Raw genomic sequence first — 16863 nt, 5'->3', positions numbered from 1 at the left:
AAAAGTGTTAAATGCCTTGAAATAAAGAATAATTGCCTACTTTTGCAATCTAAATTCAATCTAAATAAGCTTTGCAAAATACTATCCACACTCTAAAAAAAGGCGAGAAAGCCATTATCAAAGATTTTGATATCGATCTTATTCCTCTAAAATTATTAGAAATGGGCTGCTTGCCGGGCAACTTAGTCGAATTGCTTCAAATTGCTCCTTTTGGAGACCCATTATATTTAGACATTAATGGTTCACATGTAGCCATTCGTGTTGAAACTGCTCGTGAAATTGAAGTTGAACTAATCAAAAACAATTTGTAATGAGCATTCAAAATATCAATGTTGCCCTTATTGGGAATCCAAATACAGGAAAAACCTCTGTTTTCAATCAGCTTACAGGTCTAAACCAACAAGTGGGAAACTATCCCGGAATTACAGTTGAGAAAAAAATCGGGTTTTGTAAACTGCCTCATAATATCAAAGCCAATATTCTGGATTTACCCGGTACGTATAGTCTGAACGCCAGTTCTATGGATGAAAGTGTGGTAATTGAACTTTTACTCAACAAAAATGATAAATTATATCCGGATGTTGCAGTAGTGGTAACAGATGTTGAAAACCTGAAACGAAATTTACTGATTTACACTCAGATAAAAGACCTTGAAATACCGACAATTTTAGTAATCAATATGTCGGATCGTATGGAAAGCAAAGGAATCACTTTAGATATTCCGTATTTAGAGGAAAAACTAAAAACCAAAATCGCTTTAGTAAGTTCTCGCAAAGGTCATGGGATCGAGGAACTAAAAGAATTAATTGTTTCTTATAAAACGATTCCACATCAACCTTGCCTGAATGCATCCGTTATTGATGAAAAATACTTTGAAAGTTTACAAAAAGCATTTCCTAACCAACTATTGTATAAATTATGGTTAGTCATTACTCAGGATGTGAACTTTTTAAATTTAGAACGAAATGAAATCAGAAGTACTTTTACCAAATCGCATTCTGAGTTAAAACGTTTACAGCAAAAAGAAACAATAAAACGTTACCAATTCATCAATGATATTTTGAAAGAAGGTCTCAAAGTAGATGCCTCGATGGCAAAAGACTTTAGAGCAAAACTGGATCGTGTTTTAACGCACAAGTTCTGGGGTTATGTTATTTTCTTAGCCATATTGTTTTTGATTTTCCAGTCTATTTTCAGCTGGTCAACTATACCGATGGATTTCATCGACAGCACTTTTGCTTCTTTAAGCAGTTGGGTTGCAGCAGAATTACCAAGCGGTATTCTAACTGATTTACTTTCACAGGGAATTGTACCCGGAATTGGTGGTGTTATTATTTTCATTCCTCAAATTGCCTTTCTGTTTTTGTTCATTTCAATTTTAGAAGAAAGCGGTTATATGAGTCGTGTTGTGTTTTTGATGGATAAAATCATGCGTAAATTTGGTCTTTCCGGAAAAAGTGTCGTTCCTTTAATTTCAGGAACAGCCTGTGCCATTCCGGCAATTATGGCGACACGAAACATCGAAAACTGGAAAGAACGTTTGATTACCATTCTGGTCACTCCATTTACCACTTGTTCTGCCAGATTACCGGTTTATACCATTATTATTTCGTTGGTAATACCTGAAGAACGTCTTTTTGGCTTTCTAAATGTACAAGGATTAGCTTTAATGTTATTGTATTTACTAGGTTTTGGAACTGCAATTCTTTCTGCTTATATCTTGAATAAAATATTAAAAATAAGTGCTAAAACGTATTTCGTTGTTGAAATGCCAAGTTATAAATTACCTCTTTTCAAAAACGTTGCTATTAATGTTGTGGAAAAAACAAAAGCATTCGTTGTTGGAGCAGGTAAAATCATCTTAGCGATATCTGTTATTTTATGGTTTTTGGCTTCCTACGGACCCGGAAAAGATTTTAACGATGCTGAAGACATCGTAAAAGAAAGATTTGCTGACAAACCAATAGACGAAGTAACATTCGAAAACGAAGTGGCTTCTCAGAAATTAGAGAACTCCTACATCGGGATTATGGGTAAAGCGATTGAACCTGCTATTTCGCCTTTAGGATATGATTGGAAAATTGGGATTGCCATTATCAGTTCGTTTGCAGCGCGTGAAGTTTTTGTAGGTACTCTTGCAACCATTTACAGCGTGGGCAGCAGCGATAACGAAGCGACTATAAAAAGTAAGATGCAGGAAGAAATAAACCCGGAAACGGGGCAGAAGATTTTCAATTTTGCTTCAGGAATTTCTTTACTGTTGTTCTATGCTTTTGCCATGCAATGTGCCAGTACGCTTGCCATCACCAAAAAAGAAACCAACTCCTGGAAGTGGCCTGCAATGCAGCTTGTCTTAATGAGCGGCCTTGCCTATTTTGTAGCGCTTTTTGCGTATCAACTTTTAAAATAAACGATCATGATACAAGAAATTATTGCCTTTGTCATATTATTTATCGCCGTTGGCTTTTTGATTAGAAAGTTCCTTTGGAAATCTAAAAAGAAAAAAGACTGCGGTGACGGGAATTGCGGATGCTCATAGAAAAGGATTTAAGTTACAGAGGAACTACCGTTTTTCTTCTTCGAAAACTTTGTTTCATCCGGGTTTATTTCAGCAAAATAAATACAATGTTATGAAGTAAATTCATTGTTATAAAATTAATCTATGGAAATTTTGGACTTTTTATGACCTTATTATAGTGTAAAAAAGACATATTCTGGACCGTTTTCTATTTTGACCAACTTAAATTTGCTTAATTTTAATTGATCAAAAAATGACAGATTTCGACAAAGAAGAAATAGTAAGAGACAACAGAGTTGCAAGATTATTATGGTTTGCTTTAGGTTTTTTATGTGCGACCGCCGTAGTATCTGTTTTGTTATAAAACCTGCGCTGTGCAATAACAAAACTTTCTTAAATGAAATTGACTAATTCCTAAACCCGGATAATTATTTGTTTTTCAAAATATATTTATGATTAGTAAACTTTACAACTCCATCTTTGATTTTCAGTTTTTATGTTTGTTAAAACCGGAATTTAAAAACTAAAACGCATAAAAAAAGCGGCTTCAAAATTTGAAGCTGCTTTTTTTTAAAGTAATTAAACCTATAGTGAGTCTGTAAACTATTTGATCCCTTCCCACTCTGCATAAAACTGAGCAAGGAACACTTCCATGAAACGATGTCTTTCGGCAGCGATTTGTTTACCGGTTTCGGTATTCATTTTATCTTTTAAGAGTAACAGCTTTTCGTAAAAATGATTTATGGTTGGTGCATTATTCTTTTTATATTCCTCTTTTGTCATATTGGTTATCGGAGCAATTTCAGGATCATGAAGGGTTCTGTTTTTAAATCCTCCATAATTGAACGCTCTTGCCACTCCAATCGCCCCTATTGCATCTAAACGATCCGCATCCTGAACGATATCTAATTCTATAGAAGAGAACTTTTTTTCGAAATTTCCGCCTTTATAAGAGATGTTTTCGATGATATTGACAACATGCTGAATAGTATCTTCTGCAACATTTTCTGATTCTAAAAACAAACGCGCTGTTTTAGGTCCGATCGTTTCATCTCCGTTATGAAATTTACTATCAGCAATATCATGCAGCAAAGCACCCAATTGCACCACTACCAAATCACAATCGGTATCTTTTGCAATTAAAAGGGCATTTTTATACACACGTTCGATATGAAACCAGTCATGTCCTCCTTCGGCATCGTTCAATTTTTCTTTTACAAAAGCAATTGTTTTGTTTATTAATTCAGCATTATTCATAATTATATTTTTTGCTTTTCTGTGATAATTTATAGTATTGAAATAGCACGCAGATTTGGCAGATTAAACAGATTATTTTTAATTTATTCTTAAATGTTGATTGAAAAAAAATGTTGATTGCCAAAGTTTTAGAACTCTAACAATCAACATTTTAAATATCAATATCAATTGCAAAAATCAATTTTAAATATAAAAATCAGAAATCTGCAATCTAAATTTTTTACAATCTAGCCGGTTCTACCCATTTAAAGATATGTGACTCTTGCGGAATTACCAATCGCTCAGAGATTCTCGCCATACGACCTGGTAATTTCATTAAATAATCACGTGCTTTTTCAGCTTCATCTGTTAAACCTGACATTTTATCAATTTCCCACTTATCCATTAATTTCTGCATGATATCTACATAATCATTTGCGGTGTAAACCCCAATACGTTGTGCAGAATCAGAAAATTGTTCGAAAGCAGAACTGATCTTTTGACCTGATTCTCTTAAGAAATGTGCCGGCATAACGATTTTTTGTTTCATCATGTATTGAAACGCCAACATCATTTCGCTAGGATCAACTGCAAAAATACGGGTAACAAATTCGCTATAAGCATGGTGATGACGCATTTCGTCACCTGCAATCATTTTACACATTTTAGACAACTTGTTATCACCAAATTTCTTCGCCATCTGAGCGACTCTATTGTGCGAAACATAAGTTGCTAATTCCTGGAAACTAGTATATACAAAATTTTTGTATGGGTCAGATCCAGTACCAATATCAAAACCGTCGTTGATCAGGTGCTGTGTTGTCATTTCGATTTCACGCATGTTCACACGACCGGACAAATACAAGTATTTATTTAACAAATCACCGTGGCGGTTTTCCTCTCCTGTCCATTGTCTGATCCATTTAGACCAGCCATTTCCACCATTTTCTATCTGATTTATACCTTCTACATCCATTAACCATGATTCGTAAGTTGGTAAAGCCTCCTCAGTGATAGTATCACCTACAAGCGTTACCCAGAAATCATATGGCAATTCTTTAGCAATTTCACGTAACTCTTTTACCTCCTCAAAGAAATTATCTCCTTCAGAATTAGGTAAAAAGTCTGACGGCTGCCAAATTTTTTCCACCGGAATTAAATACTGTTCAACGAAGCTATCCACGTTTTTTTCCAAAAACTGCATTACTTCTAATCTAATGTTTTTTATAGACATTACTTATTTTAGATTTGGGATTTCTGTTTCAGTTTAATTGCTGAAATCAAAAATCTATTTATACTCGTTTACTCCTTCTACAACTGCCTTCTCTGTCATCGCCATTAAATCAGCAAAATTATAGTCTTTTACGGCCAAAGCCTTATGAACGGTAAAGGTAAGGCGATTTCCTAAACCTACAGGAAAAAAACCATATTTTACCATTTTCCATGAATTGTTGATGCTCACTGGTACGACATACGCAGAAGGTGCATATTTGCATAGAATTTTCACTCCATTTTGAGCAAATTCTTTAGGTTTTCCTGTCTTACTGCGTGTTCCTTCAGGAAAAATTACGGCAGCTCTTTTGTATTTTTCAATATATTCAGACAATCCTTTGATTGCCGGAATAGCTTGCTTAGGATCTTTACGGTCGATTAGCACCGATCCTCCGTGTTTCAAGTTATACGATACACTTGGGATTCCGCTACCTAACTCTTTCTTACTAACAAATTTACAATGAAAACGTCTAAAATACCAAATCATTGCTATGATATCGTACATGCTTTGGTGATTACAAACAAAAATAATTGGCACTCCTGTTGGAATGGTTTCTCTATTTTCGATTTTATAGGTTGTTCCCACAAGATTCGTACATCTTAAAAGGAAAAAATTCAAATAATCAACACTTTTTTTATGAGCCTGATAGCCAAAAACATTTAGGCAAATCCATTGTATTGGATGAAATACAAGCAAACACAAACTAAAAACTAGATAGTAGATTACTGATATTGGATAGGAAATTATTTTTTGCATGCTTAAAAAATTAATGCCCAAAAGTAATAAATAAATTTTTAGCTGTATAAAAATTATATAACTACCAATAAATATGTCAGTTACAAAAATAAAACTATTACAAATCGTACAAATTGACACGCTTTATAATGACTTTAGATATTCAATTTTACAAATATACGCATGACACAAGCCTTATTCTTTATAGAAAATCAGGTTTAAGTTATAAAAACCACATTAATATCAATAAATCCTTTACTTGTTTTATACATAAACATAGATTATCGTTTGCTTTTTGCAATACAATTGTACCTTTGTCCCATAAATTGCAATTTTTTCTGAATTAAATGAATTTCACATACCCAAAAAAGGAACGCTTAAAGAGCAAGACGACAATAGGATTACTGTTTTCTGAAGGAAAATCAGTTTCTAAATATCCGTTGCGTTTGGTCTACCGTCAAGCGGAAGAAGATTCAGACGAAAAAATTAAGATGGGCGTTTCAGTTTCTAAGAAATATTTTAAAAAAGCGGTTGATCGTAATTATTTCAAACGTGTTTTACGAGAAACGTATCGACTGAATAAACATTTACTTTTGGATACTATTCAGGAGCCCTATTCTGTGATGTTTTTTTATCAGACGAAAGACAAATTATCATACGAAGAAATCAATACGAAGACGATTCAGTTGTTCGAAAAATTTCTTCTGCAGGTAAACAAAGTCAATGATACTGAAGATAAAATTGATTTGTAATCCTTCAATGACAACTTTATTGATCAAATTAGACTAAGAATTATAAAAAAATTGTAGTTTTAGATTTAATTTGAAATAGATATGAAATATATTTTCTTTTTATTCTTTGTTCTTTTGAGTTTTTCAGGTTGTAGCAAATCTGAGCCGGTGGAGCAAAATATGGCAATTTCTGCCGTTACAGTACAATCACCACCACCGCCTAAGCCCGGTAAATACGAATCTGATGCTCAAGATAAAAGTACGGATTCGCCTGAAATTCCACAGAAAATAATTAAACAAGCATCACTTCGATTTGAAACCAATGACCTAAAAGAAACTTACAATCAGATTCAAATATCGATTAGACAAAATAACGGGAAAATTCAAAACGATTCTGAAGGAAAAGAATACAATAATATTTACCGATATATAACTGTTAGGATTCCTAGTCAGAATTTTGACAATTTTATAAGTTCTGTTTCGAAAGGTGTTTCTTATTTTGAAAATAAGGAAATATCCGCAGAAGATGTTACAGAACAATATATTGATTTAACTACAAGACTAAAAACGAAACGAAAACTTGAAGAACGTTATCTTCAAATTCTTCAAAAAGCAACCAAAATAAGTGAGATTCTTGAAATTGAAAAACAAATTTCGGCCATTCGTGAAGAAATTGAAGCGAAAGAAGGACAATTGAAATATCTGGAAAATCGTGTTTCGGAAAGTACTATTACAATTCAATTCTATAAAACCATTGCTCAAAAAGAAGGTATTAAGGCTTCGTACGGATCTAAAATCTGGACAGCGATTCAATCCGGATTTTTTAGTCTTTCAGAATTTTTAATATCCATTATTAGCCTTTGGCCATTTATTATATTATTTTGCGTATTCGCCTATTTTATTAGAAAAAGATTTAAAAGAAAAAAATTATAATCATGTATCCTTATTTCAAAAAGAAATTTATCATACCCACTGTTGCGGCAGGATTTTTATTTATTGGAACCAGTTTCAAAGACGACTTTTTTGAAATAGCCAAACAAATCGAAATCTTCACCACCTTATTCAAAGCCGTTAACACGAATTACGTAGACGAAACCAATCCCGGTGATTTGATGGATAAAGCCATTAAAAGCATGTTGGGAAGTTTAGATCCGTATACCGTATACTTTAATGAACAGGATGTTGTAAATTTCAAGATCAACAATACGGGAGAATATACCGGAATTGGCGCTTTGATATCCAGAAAAAAAGACCGTTTAATTGTTCGCGAACCTTATAAAAATTATCCTGCTGATAAAGCCGGACTGAAAGCGGGTGACGAAATCATTCAGATTGGTGATGTTTTGATTGCTGATTTTAAAGATGATGCTTCGCAATTATTAAAGGGAACAAAAAACACTAAAATTCAGATCAAATACCTTCGTCAGGGGAAAACTTATTCTACTGAATTGGTTTTGGATGAAGTGGATATCAAATCGGTTCCGTTCTATGGGAAAATCGATGATAAAACGGGTTATATTGTTTTGGCACATTTTAGCCGAAAAGCCTCTAATGAAGTAAAAGACGCACTTGAAAAACTAAAAGCCGATGGAGCGACACAAATCGTGCTTGATTTGAGAGGAAATCCCGGTGGTTTGCTAAATGAAGCCATCGATATCTGTAATTTGTTTGTTCCGAAGAATGAAGTAATTGTAACTACAAAATCAAGAATCGAGAAACACAACAATACCTACAAAACGACCAAAGAACCCGTAGATACTGAAATTCCGTTAGCTATTTTGGTCAATGGCCGAAGTGCATCTGCCTCTGAAATTGTTTCGGGAGCTTTGCAGGATTTAGATCGTGCAGTGATTTTAGGAAGCCGTAGTTTTGGAAAAGGTTTAGTACAACGTTCTGTTGATCTGACGTACGGAACGCAACTAAAAGTTACGATTTCTCGTTATTACACCCCCTCCGGTCGTTGTATTCAGGCATTAGATTATGCACATAAAGACAAAAACGGTGTGGCTCAAAAAACGGATGCTAAAAACTTTAATGCTTTTAAAACCAGAAAAGGAAGAACAGTTTATGATGGTGGAGGTGTCTTACCGGATATCGAATTAGACGATGCTAAAACGAGTCCCATTACGACTGCGTTATTAAAAAATGATGGAATCTTTGACTATGCAACAACATATTACTATAAGAATCCGAATTTAGGAGATAAAATCCCGACAATTTCAGATGCAGATTACACAAGCTTCAAGCAGTACTTAAAGGCCAATAAAATTAGTTTTGATACTGAAACTGAAATTGCTTTGAAAAATACTTTGGCTGCTGCCAAAAATGAAAAAATTGACGAGACAATCGCTCCGGAATACCAACAATTATTGGCTGCACTGGAAAAAAGCGAAACTACTTTATTAGATAAAAATCAAAAAGAGATTAGAAACCTGATTCAGGAAGAATTAATCAAAAGATATCAATATCAGGAAGGATTATATCAATATTACATTAAAAACAATTCAGAAATTAAAAAAGCGGTAAGCGTTTTAAATAATCAAACTGAGTACAAAACGATTTTAAAAATGTAAAAAATGAAAATTTGTAGCGCCTTATTTCTGTTTATTATTTACAATTTATCGGCACAGCAAAAACCCATTGAAACTATTTATTTTGAATTTGACAAATTCGATCTTACACCAAAACAAACCGAAGTTGTAACGCGCTTTATTAAAAACATCGACAGCTCAAAAGTAGAGTCTATACAAATCTATGGCTATTGCGATGATCGTGGAAATGACGAATACAATTTTCGTTTGTCAAATAATCGTGCCAATACGATTCAAAACTTATTGGTATCGGCAGGATTTAATCAAAGTAAGATTGTTATTCTCGAAGGAAAAGGACGTATTGTCGTTCGCGCAGATACTGTCGAAAACCTACACGAAACCCGTTCGAGAAATCGGCGGGTAGATTTGATTGTGGTTAAGAAAAACAGCTTTGGCAAGGGAATTCACAATTCGTTTGGAGATAAAATAAAAGTTGGTGATAAAATCCTCTTAGACAATATTCTTTTTAATATCGGAAGTGCCAAACTTACTTCTACCTCTAAAAAAGAACTGGATAAGATTGCTGTTATTTTAGAAAATCAAAGAAACATACAGTTCGAAATTAGGGGCCATGTATGCTGTACTCCTGAAATCTATAGCGACGGAATTGACAGGGATACCAAAGAAAGAAGGCTTTCCTGGAACCGTGCCAAAACCGTTTTTTATTATCTGAGTTCTAAAAAAATCTCTAAAAACCGAATGACGTATCAGGGCTGTGGCAATAAATATCCGCTGGGTAAAGGGGATAGATTAGATCGTCGTGTCGAATTTTTGATTACTAAAATTTAGATTTTTTATTGAATGGTTGGCATAGAAGGTTTGTTGGAAGTCTCATTATCCGATTCTGAAATTTATTTTCCAACTAGAAATTTATTTATCACAATATCATTTAGCATCCAAGGTTCGCCAAGCCGTCTTAAAATTCCCTGATTATCAATTAAAAAAGATTTTGGTATCGAATGATCTCCATAACCAATTTATCACATCTTTGAAAACCTCATCCCAGTGATATGAGTCTTCTTTTGGTTTGCCTTCAATATCAAACTCTTTCTTTTCATAATTATGTCCGTAATTAGTATATGCTTTAATGTTGACATTACTTTCAGGCAATAAAAAAGGTATCAAATCATTGTGGATCGATCCAATATCAGCTGTGCCGTATACAATTAATATTGGTTTTTTAAATTTTCTAAGACTTTCATAACTTAAATTCTCATTATAACTCAACCAGTTGTTGAATTCTATACTGTTCTTATATTTTATTCTGCTTACTGGTATATTTTTATAATCATTGACCAATTCATTAATTTCTATTTGATTACTGTCACCATTTTTTGTTTCTAATGATTTGACTCTTTCCCGTATTATACTTTCTGATATCCTGCATCTAACAATTTTGTTTAATAATAACCACTTCAACTTAATTTTTATGAAACAAAAAATAAAATATATTCTACAAACATACATTATAAGCAATTAAAGCATTATGCTTTTTTATACGAATTTACATGTATAATTTAATTAAAAATTATTATTGTCTTACAAAAAATAAAATACATTTGTTAAACTAGACGAGAGTACTTAAAAGTTAGTCATGTGCTATTAAAACAATTCATTTAGAAAAAACATAAACATGGACAAGACTAAACTTATACAAGCAAGACTATCGAAAGGATTTTCACAAGAAGAGTTGGCAGATTTAATTGGGATGTCTCAATCTAACTACAGTAGAAGAGAAAGCGGACGTACTAACATAACAGAAGTTGAATGGCAAAAGATTGCTAAAGAATTAAGTGTAGATAAGGAAACTATTTATGAACCCGACGAGGTAACGAAAGAAAAAAGGGATGAAATAAACATGATTTATTTTAACATCCCTGATTTTGTTATGGAGCATATGAGCTCCTGAAAAAAGAAAATAAAAAATTAAAGGAACAATTAAGAAAATTAAAAAATCTCTAACTATTCCCTAACCATCTCAATATGTGGAATATCATCTTCAAGATACATTTCGCTTGTTTGAACGAATCCGTGGCTTTCGTAGAATTTCTTTAAATACAACTGTGCACCTATGGTTATTTTATCTTTATTGAAGTTCGATTTTATTCCGGCAATGGCTTCACGTATTAAGTCATGTCCCCATTTTCTGTCGCGATAATGAGTAGCAACAACCACTCTTCCAATTGAAGCGTTATCAAAACTAATTCCGGCATCAAACATACGGGCATAAGCGACTGTTTTACCATCATATTCACCAATGAGGTGTAATCCTTTCTTGTCTTTGCCATCAAGGTCCAAATAAACGCAGTTTTGCTCGACTACAAACACTTCACTTCTCAGTTGGAGCAAATCATATAACTCATGAACCGTTAATGCCTCAAACGGCTTTATTTTCCATTTTAATTCCATTCTGTACTTATTTTATTCTAATTGTTTATTTTCTATTTTAAAATGCTACAAAACATTTATAAAACTATCTTTTATCAATTTTAACTGATTTTATAATCGCTTCTAAATCGAACATTAAATCTCTTTCCTGATTGGAAGGCGAATAACAAAATCCTTCAATAACCAGAATACGATTGTAGGTAGGGTCTACTATAGCATAATTAATAAAAGGGCCTGACATAAAATCATTTTTTAGTTCCCAGGTTCCTTTGGTTTCAAAAGCTTTCTTTCCGTCTAAAGTTATAGTTGAAAAATAGGGTGCGTAGGCTTCACCAGTAATCATTCGGGTATTGGGTTCACGACCCTTGATGTAACTTCCGACAGAATCACGCATTTTAATAATATTACCAACGACATCTGAACTTTTTTCGAAATTACGAATCGGAATTTGATAAATCAGCAGACTTGTATTACCACTTATGATATCTTTCTTGAGCCAAATGAAATTCTTTTTGTGCAACATGTATTCATAACCTGTTGGAATTTGCAAATCGATATGAAATTTGTTTTTTATAACAGCCGGATTCAATAGGGATTTGCTGTTGTCTTCCTGTACTTTACGGATCTCCGCATCTCGAATCATTTTAATAATCTGCGTCGAATTGAGTTCGATACTGCAAATAATATCATCGACAGATTTTCCGTAGATACGAAATGTATTGTGGGGTAAAGATTTACTATGGATAATTTCAAATTTATCTATAGGGGCTTTTTTAACAACAATGATGCTACGGCTATCGGTTACAAAACCTTCGAGCAAACGGGCAGGATATTGATTGATGGTAAATAAAGGTTCCTCCTGAGTGAGGCCTAAAACTGGCGAGGCAAATTTATTTCGGATACTATCGCCTACTTCACCATACCACAACTGATCGTCTATAATAATAGAAATCGAATTGGTTTTGCCAGATACTGGCTGAGGCTGTTTTTCGTTCCTGAAACAGGAACCCAACAGCAACGGAATTAGTAGCAATAAAAAATGGGTTTTATTCATTTTCTTAATTTATGAAATAAAACCCAAATTTATGTAAGATTTTTTAACTATCCGTTTATTTTAAGTTTCATTCCTGGTTTAATTTCTCCGTCTTTAATGTTATTCCATTTTTTAATATCTGAAATTGTAACTCCAGGATATTTTTTAGAAATACTATACAACGAATCTCCTTTTTTAACATAATAATCTTCTCCAAGATCTTTAGCAGAAGTCGCTTTTTTCCTGAATGAATCAATCGAAGAATTTGAAGCTATTGCTGTAGTTACCACATTTTCCTCAACAATTTCAGGAACTGCTTTAGAAACTACCAACGTTTTACCTAAACCAATATTATTTGAAGTCAGATTATTTAGTTCTTTTAGATCAGCAATAGTCGTACCGAATTTCTTAGCAATACTTCCTAAATTGTCTCCGGCCGCCACAATGTATTCTTGAGACTGTGTGGCATTTTTATCTTTATCGTCAGCAGCAGCAATAGCTTCTTCTGATCTTTTCTCTACTGCAAGAGTTGATTTTATTTCTTTAGGATTTTTAATAACTGCATCAACATCTGTTTTGATTTTTAGACTTCTTCCCAGTGCAACAGCATTTGTTTTAAGGTTATTCCATTTTTTCAAATCGATAACATTCACATTGTACCTGGCTGCGATAGCTCCTAAGTTATCTCCTTTTTGAACTTTATACCACTTAACATCCGTATCGATGGTTTTCTCCAGTTTCGCTTTTGCTTTAGGCGTCACTTTCAAAGCCAATTGCGTTGACATTGTTTTATTTTGTGACTGATAGGCTACGTAATCGTAAATTTTATCTTCGTTTGAAACAAAAGTGGCTATTTTATCTTTTGGCAAACGTAAGAAATGCGGTTCTCCCTGGTAAAAAGGCACAACATTCAATTTATAAGAAGGATTTAAAAGTTGAAGTTGAGATTGCGGCATGTCTAACAAATCTGCAATTTGTTTGAAGGTCATCTCCTTTTTAATATTAACGGTATCTGTTTCAAAGTTTTTAACAACTGCTCTCTGAGGATTGATTCCGTGTTCTTTATGGTATTCAAAAAGATACATTGTAGCAAGAAAAGCAGGAACATAACCTTGTGTTTCCTTTGGAAGATGGTTACGAATGTCCCAGTATTTTGTTTTTCCTCCGGAACGACGAATTGCTTTAGTAACATTTCCAGGTCCTGAATTATAGGAAGCCAGAACAAGCTCCCAATCGCCAAAAATATTGTACATTTTTGTCATGTATTCTGATGCAGCGGCTGTAGCTTTAAGAGGATCGCTACGTTCATCAATATACGAATCTATTTTTAGGGCATATTGTTTACCGGTTCCGTACATGAACTGCCAAAGTCCTGTGGCGCCCATTTTAGAAACTGCTTTAGGATTTAAAGCAGATTCTACAACGGCTAAATATTTAATTTCTAAAGGCACATTTTGTCTGGCAAAAGCATCCTCAAAAATTGGGAAATAATATTCTGATAAAGCCATTAATCGGGAAAACGATTTTTTACGATTCTTAAGAAATGACTTTATTATATTTTCTAAACCTTGATTGTATTCAATGTTAAAAGGTGACTTCTCATTCATTGCCTGCAGACGCTGCTTAAGCAAAGCTGTTGGCAATTCTTCGTCAATCGTAACATCTGTATTGATAGTCTGAATGTCTTTTGTCAGGTCATCGTAAATATCTAAACTTGTCAATTCATTCATCCAGAGACTGTCAACCCGAGTTGCCATTTCATCTCTTTTGAAGGAGTTTTTAACAGAATCTAAATACGATATCTTTACAATTGGTTTAATTTCAACATCTGTTTTTGCACTCTCCTGCGCAAACATCGATATAGAAAAAAACACCGAAACTACTATTGATATTTTTTTTACAATCATATAACATTTTTTTAAAATTCTATAATTCAAACCATTACAGAAACCTTACTTTTGCAAACTTAACCAGTTTATGCATGTAAACTATCTAAAAAAATGTTAATTGTGATAATTTAGTCTAAAATCGCAGCGATTCCAGGCAAAACTTTTCCTTCTAACATTTCAAGCATAGCCCCGCCACCAGTGGATACATAACTCATTTTATCTTCGAATCCGAATTGTTTCACCGCAGCAACAGAATCACCGCCACCTACTAATGAAAACGCTCCGTTTTCTGTAGCTTCAGCAATATAATCGCCTAATGCAATTGTTCCTTTAGCGAATGATTCCATTTCGAAAACTCCTAATGGACCGTTCCATAAAATAGTTTTTGACTCCAGAATTACTTTTTTGAAGTTCTCTAAAGATTTAGGACCTGCATCAAGACCTTGCCATCCATCAGGAATTTCTCTTACGTCTACTACTTTTGTATTGGCTGTATTCGAGAAATCATCTGCAGCAATTACATCAACAGGAATATGGATTTGTACTCCTTTCTCTTTAGCCAATCTTAAGATTTCAAGTGCTAATTCTTGTTTATCATCTTCGCAAATAGAATCTCCAATTTTACCACCTTGTGCTTTAATGAATGTAAAAGTCATTCCACCACCAATGATCATGTGATCTACTTTGTCAAGAATATTTTCGATAACTGTAATTTTAGACGATACTTTAGATCCTCCAAGAACAGCCGTTACCGGTTTTTCGCTATTTTTAAGTACTTTGTTTAAACTTTCTATTTCTTTAGCCAACAATGTCCCGAAACATTTTTCTGTTGGGAAAAATTGAGCAATAATAGTTGTTGAAGCGTGCGCTCTGTGAGCAGTTCCAAAAGCATCATTTACATAGATATCCCCAAGTGAAGCCAATTCTTTTGCAAAAGCAACATCTCCTGCTTCTTCTTCAGCATGAAAACGCAAATTTTCAAGCAATAAAACTTCTCCTGGTTTTAAATCTTTGGCAGCGGCCTGAGCTACTTCTCCAACGCAATTTTCAGCGAACTTAACCTCAACTCCTAAAATTTCAGAAGCTGTTTTCAAAATATGTTTTAAAGAATATTTTTCCTCTACGCCTTTTGGTCTTCCTAAATGCGACATCAAAATTACACTTCCACCTTGTGCCAAAATAGCATCAATAGTTGGTTTTGCAGCTTCGATACGTGTAGCATCTGTTACATTAAAATTTTCATCCAGTGGCACATTAAAATCTACACGGATAATTGCTTTTTTATTTTTAAAGTCGAAATCGTTTAAAGTTTTCATTTGATAGTTTTTTAGTTTTTTTGAAAGAAAAACAAATATAGAACTTTTAAAGTATCCGTAAATATAAAAGTAACCTCTCTCTACCAGCGAAAACGTTATAAGTTAAGAAAAAAAACAAATAAGCTATAAAATCGTTGAAAATGCTTCTTTAATCGTGAACCGGACTTTGCGTACAAGGACAGTTACTAATTGCCTGCAAGAAATCGAAACCGATAGTTATGGAATGTGTTCCTGAATTATAATTTCCCAACTGGTTAAACATTACCTGGTATGAATATCCAAAATAGAATTTAGATTTCATGAAACCGACCATTGGGCCAACTGATAAAGGTTTTGGGAATTGATCGTTTAAGAAACGGTATGAAACTCCTATCCAATAATAATCTTCGTAACGGTTGTAACGTCTGTATTTGAAGTTGAAATCGGTTGTAGAACGCTGATCACTCGCAAAATACTGGTAGTAGATAGACGGCTCATATTCGATGCGACTGTTTTCTCCATCTTTAAAAACATATCCGGAGTATACCTGATAGTTTGAAAGTAAATTAGGCTCTACCCCTCTGTATTTATCTGTATTTTTCTTCAGTACGTTATTGGCATTAAAACTTACATAAAATCCTTTATTACGATACAAGGCACTAACATCAAAATTGTTATTGGCATTATAACGATTGTCTGTTACAGAAGGGTCTATAACAGGATGCTCTATCGTAGTATTGAATTCGTCAGTATCTATACGAAAAGTATTAAAGTTATACGAAAGTCCGAAAGATAAGTACTGCTTAGAATAATAATCTAAAATGATGTGGTGCGCAAAGGAAACCTTAGCTCCTGTTTGACGCGTATAACCGTTTCTGTCATTATAGAGTGAAATACCGACTCCGGAACGATCTAAAACTCTAAAATCAGCATAAAGTGATTGGTTTTGGGGTGCATCTTTAATTCCCACCCATTGTGTAAGACCATTCGCCCTAATTCTAAGGTTATCCCCAATACCGGCAAAGGCAGGTGAAATAACAAAAGGATTGTCTGCTAAATACTGTGTAAATACTGGTAGGTTTAACTCTTGGCTGTAACTTGTTGTTACAGCCATGAGTACTAAAGATAAAATAAACTTTTTCATTGTAATTAATTTTTTAGACAACATCATTAG

Annotated in this window: 17 protein-coding genes; 8 read left to right on the top strand and 9 right to left on the bottom strand. The window is 33.7% G+C overall.

From position 1 onward, the window contains the following. Positions 1-71 precede the first annotated feature (71 nt). The 3 genes from ACQY44_RS13200 to ACQY44_RS13190 are packed head-to-tail and all read left to right on the top strand — an operon-like array spanning position 72 to position 2539. Positions 72-311 carry a FeoA family protein gene (locus ACQY44_RS13200; protein WP_264525774.1) on the top strand — a complete coding sequence of 80 codons (240 nt, stop codon included), beginning with the start codon at positions 72-74 and terminating at the stop codon, positions 309-311. Then, positions 311-2410: a ferrous iron transport protein B gene (gene feoB / locus ACQY44_RS13195; protein WP_428230799.1), complete on the top strand. Its 2100-nt coding sequence runs from the start codon at positions 311-313 to the stop codon at positions 2408-2410. The genes ACQY44_RS13200 and feoB overlap by 1 nt, the downstream gene beginning before the upstream one ends. A gap of 6 nt (positions 2411-2416) precedes the next feature. Further along, complete coding sequence (locus ACQY44_RS13190) at positions 2417-2539, top strand: FeoB-associated Cys-rich membrane protein (RefSeq protein ID WP_428230798.1); 123 nt, start codon at positions 2417-2419, stop codon at positions 2537-2539. A gap of 582 nt (positions 2540-3121) precedes the next feature. On the opposite strand, the gene ACQY44_RS13185 is transcribed toward ACQY44_RS13190, so the two are convergent. The 3 genes from ACQY44_RS13185 to ACQY44_RS13175 form a co-directional block, all read right to left on the bottom strand. Next, positions 3122-3775 (bottom strand): HD domain-containing protein, encoded by a 654-nt coding sequence (locus ACQY44_RS13185; protein WP_428230797.1) that lies wholly within the window; start codon positions 3773-3775, stop codon positions 3122-3124. Positions 3776-3995: 220 nt separating this feature from the next. Further along, positions 3996-4988: an acyl-ACP desaturase gene (locus ACQY44_RS13180; protein ID WP_428230796.1), complete on the bottom strand. Its 993-nt coding sequence runs from the start codon at positions 4986-4988 to the stop codon at positions 3996-3998. A 54-nt stretch (positions 4989-5042) separates the two neighbouring features. After that, complete coding sequence (locus ACQY44_RS13175) at positions 5043-5783, bottom strand: lysophospholipid acyltransferase family protein (RefSeq protein ID WP_428230795.1); 741 nt, start codon at positions 5781-5783, stop codon at positions 5043-5045. Between the two features lie 326 nt (positions 5784-6109). Between ACQY44_RS13175 and rnpA the strand changes: the two genes are divergently transcribed. The 4 genes from rnpA to ACQY44_RS13155 all read left to right on the top strand — a co-directional run bounded on the left by rnpA (position 6110) and on the right by ACQY44_RS13155 (position 9873). Further along, positions 6110-6514, top strand: coding sequence for a ribonuclease P protein component (rnpA, locus tag ACQY44_RS13170; protein WP_428230794.1), 405 nt, complete (start codon positions 6110-6112; stop codon positions 6512-6514). Between the two features lie 81 nt (positions 6515-6595). Next, the gene (locus tag ACQY44_RS13165) at positions 6596-7426 is read left to right on the top strand and encodes a DUF4349 domain-containing protein (RefSeq protein WP_428230793.1); all 831 of its coding nucleotides are present in this window, start codon (positions 6596-6598) and stop codon (positions 7424-7426) included. Between the two features lie 2 nt (positions 7427-7428). Next, on the top strand, positions 7429-9066 hold the full coding sequence (locus ACQY44_RS13160; RefSeq protein WP_428230792.1) for a S41 family peptidase: 1638 nt from the start codon (positions 7429-7431) through the stop codon (positions 9064-9066). A gap of 3 nt (positions 9067-9069) precedes the next feature. Then, positions 9070-9873: an OmpA family protein gene (locus ACQY44_RS13155; protein WP_428230791.1), complete on the top strand. Its 804-nt coding sequence runs from the start codon at positions 9070-9072 to the stop codon at positions 9871-9873. A gap of 144 nt (positions 9874-10017) precedes the next feature. Here ACQY44_RS13155 and ACQY44_RS13150 read toward each other — a convergent pair whose 3' ends face one another. Next, positions 10018-10503 (bottom strand): hypothetical protein, encoded by a 486-nt coding sequence (locus tag ACQY44_RS13150; protein ID WP_428230790.1) that lies wholly within the window; start codon positions 10501-10503, stop codon positions 10018-10020. Between the two features lie 214 nt (positions 10504-10717). Here ACQY44_RS13150 and ACQY44_RS13145 point away from each other — a divergent pair, with 214 nt between their 5' ends. Further along, positions 10718-10993 carry a helix-turn-helix transcriptional regulator gene (locus tag ACQY44_RS13145; RefSeq protein WP_428230789.1) on the top strand — a complete coding sequence of 92 codons (276 nt, stop codon included), beginning with the start codon at positions 10718-10720 and terminating at the stop codon, positions 10991-10993. Positions 10994-11046: 53 nt separating this feature from the next. Here ACQY44_RS13145 and ACQY44_RS13140 read toward each other — a convergent pair whose 3' ends face one another. The 5 genes from ACQY44_RS13140 to ACQY44_RS13120 all read right to left on the bottom strand — a co-directional run bounded on the left by ACQY44_RS13140 (position 11047) and on the right by ACQY44_RS13120 (position 16833). Then, on the bottom strand, positions 11047-11493 hold the full coding sequence (locus ACQY44_RS13140; protein ID WP_428230788.1) for a GNAT family N-acetyltransferase: 447 nt from the start codon (positions 11491-11493) through the stop codon (positions 11047-11049). A 64-nt stretch (positions 11494-11557) separates the two neighbouring features. Then, positions 11558-12526: a DUF4837 family protein gene (locus tag ACQY44_RS13135; RefSeq protein WP_428230787.1), complete on the bottom strand. Its 969-nt coding sequence runs from the start codon at positions 12524-12526 to the stop codon at positions 11558-11560. A 47-nt stretch (positions 12527-12573) separates the two neighbouring features. After that, the gene (locus tag ACQY44_RS13130) at positions 12574-14412 is read right to left on the bottom strand and encodes a LysM peptidoglycan-binding domain-containing protein (RefSeq protein WP_428230786.1); all 1839 of its coding nucleotides are present in this window, start codon (positions 14410-14412) and stop codon (positions 12574-12576) included. A 110-nt stretch (positions 14413-14522) separates the two neighbouring features. After that, positions 14523-15710 (bottom strand): phosphoglycerate kinase, encoded by a 1188-nt coding sequence (locus ACQY44_RS13125; protein ID WP_072957518.1) that lies wholly within the window; start codon positions 15708-15710, stop codon positions 14523-14525. Positions 15711-15858: 148 nt separating this feature from the next. Beyond that, positions 15859-16833 carry a PorP/SprF family type IX secretion system membrane protein gene (locus ACQY44_RS13120; RefSeq protein WP_428230785.1) on the bottom strand — a complete coding sequence of 325 codons (975 nt, stop codon included), beginning with the start codon at positions 16831-16833 and terminating at the stop codon, positions 15859-15861. Positions 16834-16863 lie beyond the last annotated feature (30 nt).

The sequence above is a fragment of the Flavobacterium sp. genome (assembly GCF_965277525.1).
In the GTDB taxonomy this organism is placed as follows: domain Bacteria; phylum Bacteroidota; class Bacteroidia; order Flavobacteriales; family Flavobacteriaceae; genus Flavobacterium.
This window is presented reverse-complemented; position numbering and strand designations above follow the sequence as displayed.

Coding starts and splice junctions, on each gene's coding strand:
- feoB (WP_428230799.1), top strand. CDS start 311: ATGAGCATTCAAAATATCAATGTTGCCCTTATTGGGAATCCAAATACA.
- ACQY44_RS13190 (WP_428230798.1), top strand. CDS start 2,417: ATGATACAAGAAATTATTGCCTTTGTCATATTATTTATCGCCGTTGGC.
- ACQY44_RS13185 (WP_428230797.1), bottom strand. CDS start 3,775: ATGAATAATGCTGAATTAATAAACAAAACAATTGCTTTTGTAAAAGAA.
- ACQY44_RS13180 (WP_428230796.1), bottom strand. CDS start 4,988: ATGTCTATAAAAAACATTAGATTAGAAGTAATGCAGTTTTTGGAAAAA.
- ACQY44_RS13175 (WP_428230795.1), bottom strand. CDS start 5,783: ATGCAAAAAATAATTTCCTATCCAATATCAGTAATCTACTATCTAGTT.
- rnpA (WP_428230794.1), top strand. CDS start 6,110: ATGAATTTCACATACCCAAAAAAGGAACGCTTAAAGAGCAAGACGACA.
- ACQY44_RS13165 (WP_428230793.1), top strand. CDS start 6,596: ATGAAATATATTTTCTTTTTATTCTTTGTTCTTTTGAGTTTTTCAGGT.
- ACQY44_RS13160 (WP_428230792.1), top strand. CDS start 7,429: ATGTATCCTTATTTCAAAAAGAAATTTATCATACCCACTGTTGCGGCA.
- ACQY44_RS13155 (WP_428230791.1), top strand. CDS start 9,070: ATGAAAATTTGTAGCGCCTTATTTCTGTTTATTATTTACAATTTATCG.
- ACQY44_RS13145 (WP_428230789.1), top strand. CDS start 10,718: ATGGACAAGACTAAACTTATACAAGCAAGACTATCGAAAGGATTTTCA.
- ACQY44_RS13140 (WP_428230788.1), bottom strand. CDS start 11,493: ATGGAATTAAAATGGAAAATAAAGCCGTTTGAGGCATTAACGGTTCAT.
- ACQY44_RS13135 (WP_428230787.1), bottom strand. CDS start 12,526: ATGAATAAAACCCATTTTTTATTGCTACTAATTCCGTTGCTGTTGGGT.
- ACQY44_RS13130 (WP_428230786.1), bottom strand. CDS start 14,412: ATGATTGTAAAAAAAATATCAATAGTAGTTTCGGTGTTTTTTTCTATA.
- ACQY44_RS13125 (WP_072957518.1), bottom strand. CDS start 15,710: ATGAAAACTTTAAACGATTTCGACTTTAAAAATAAAAAAGCAATTATC.
- ACQY44_RS13120 (WP_428230785.1), bottom strand. CDS start 16,833: ATGAAAAAGTTTATTTTATCTTTAGTACTCATGGCTGTAACAACAAGT.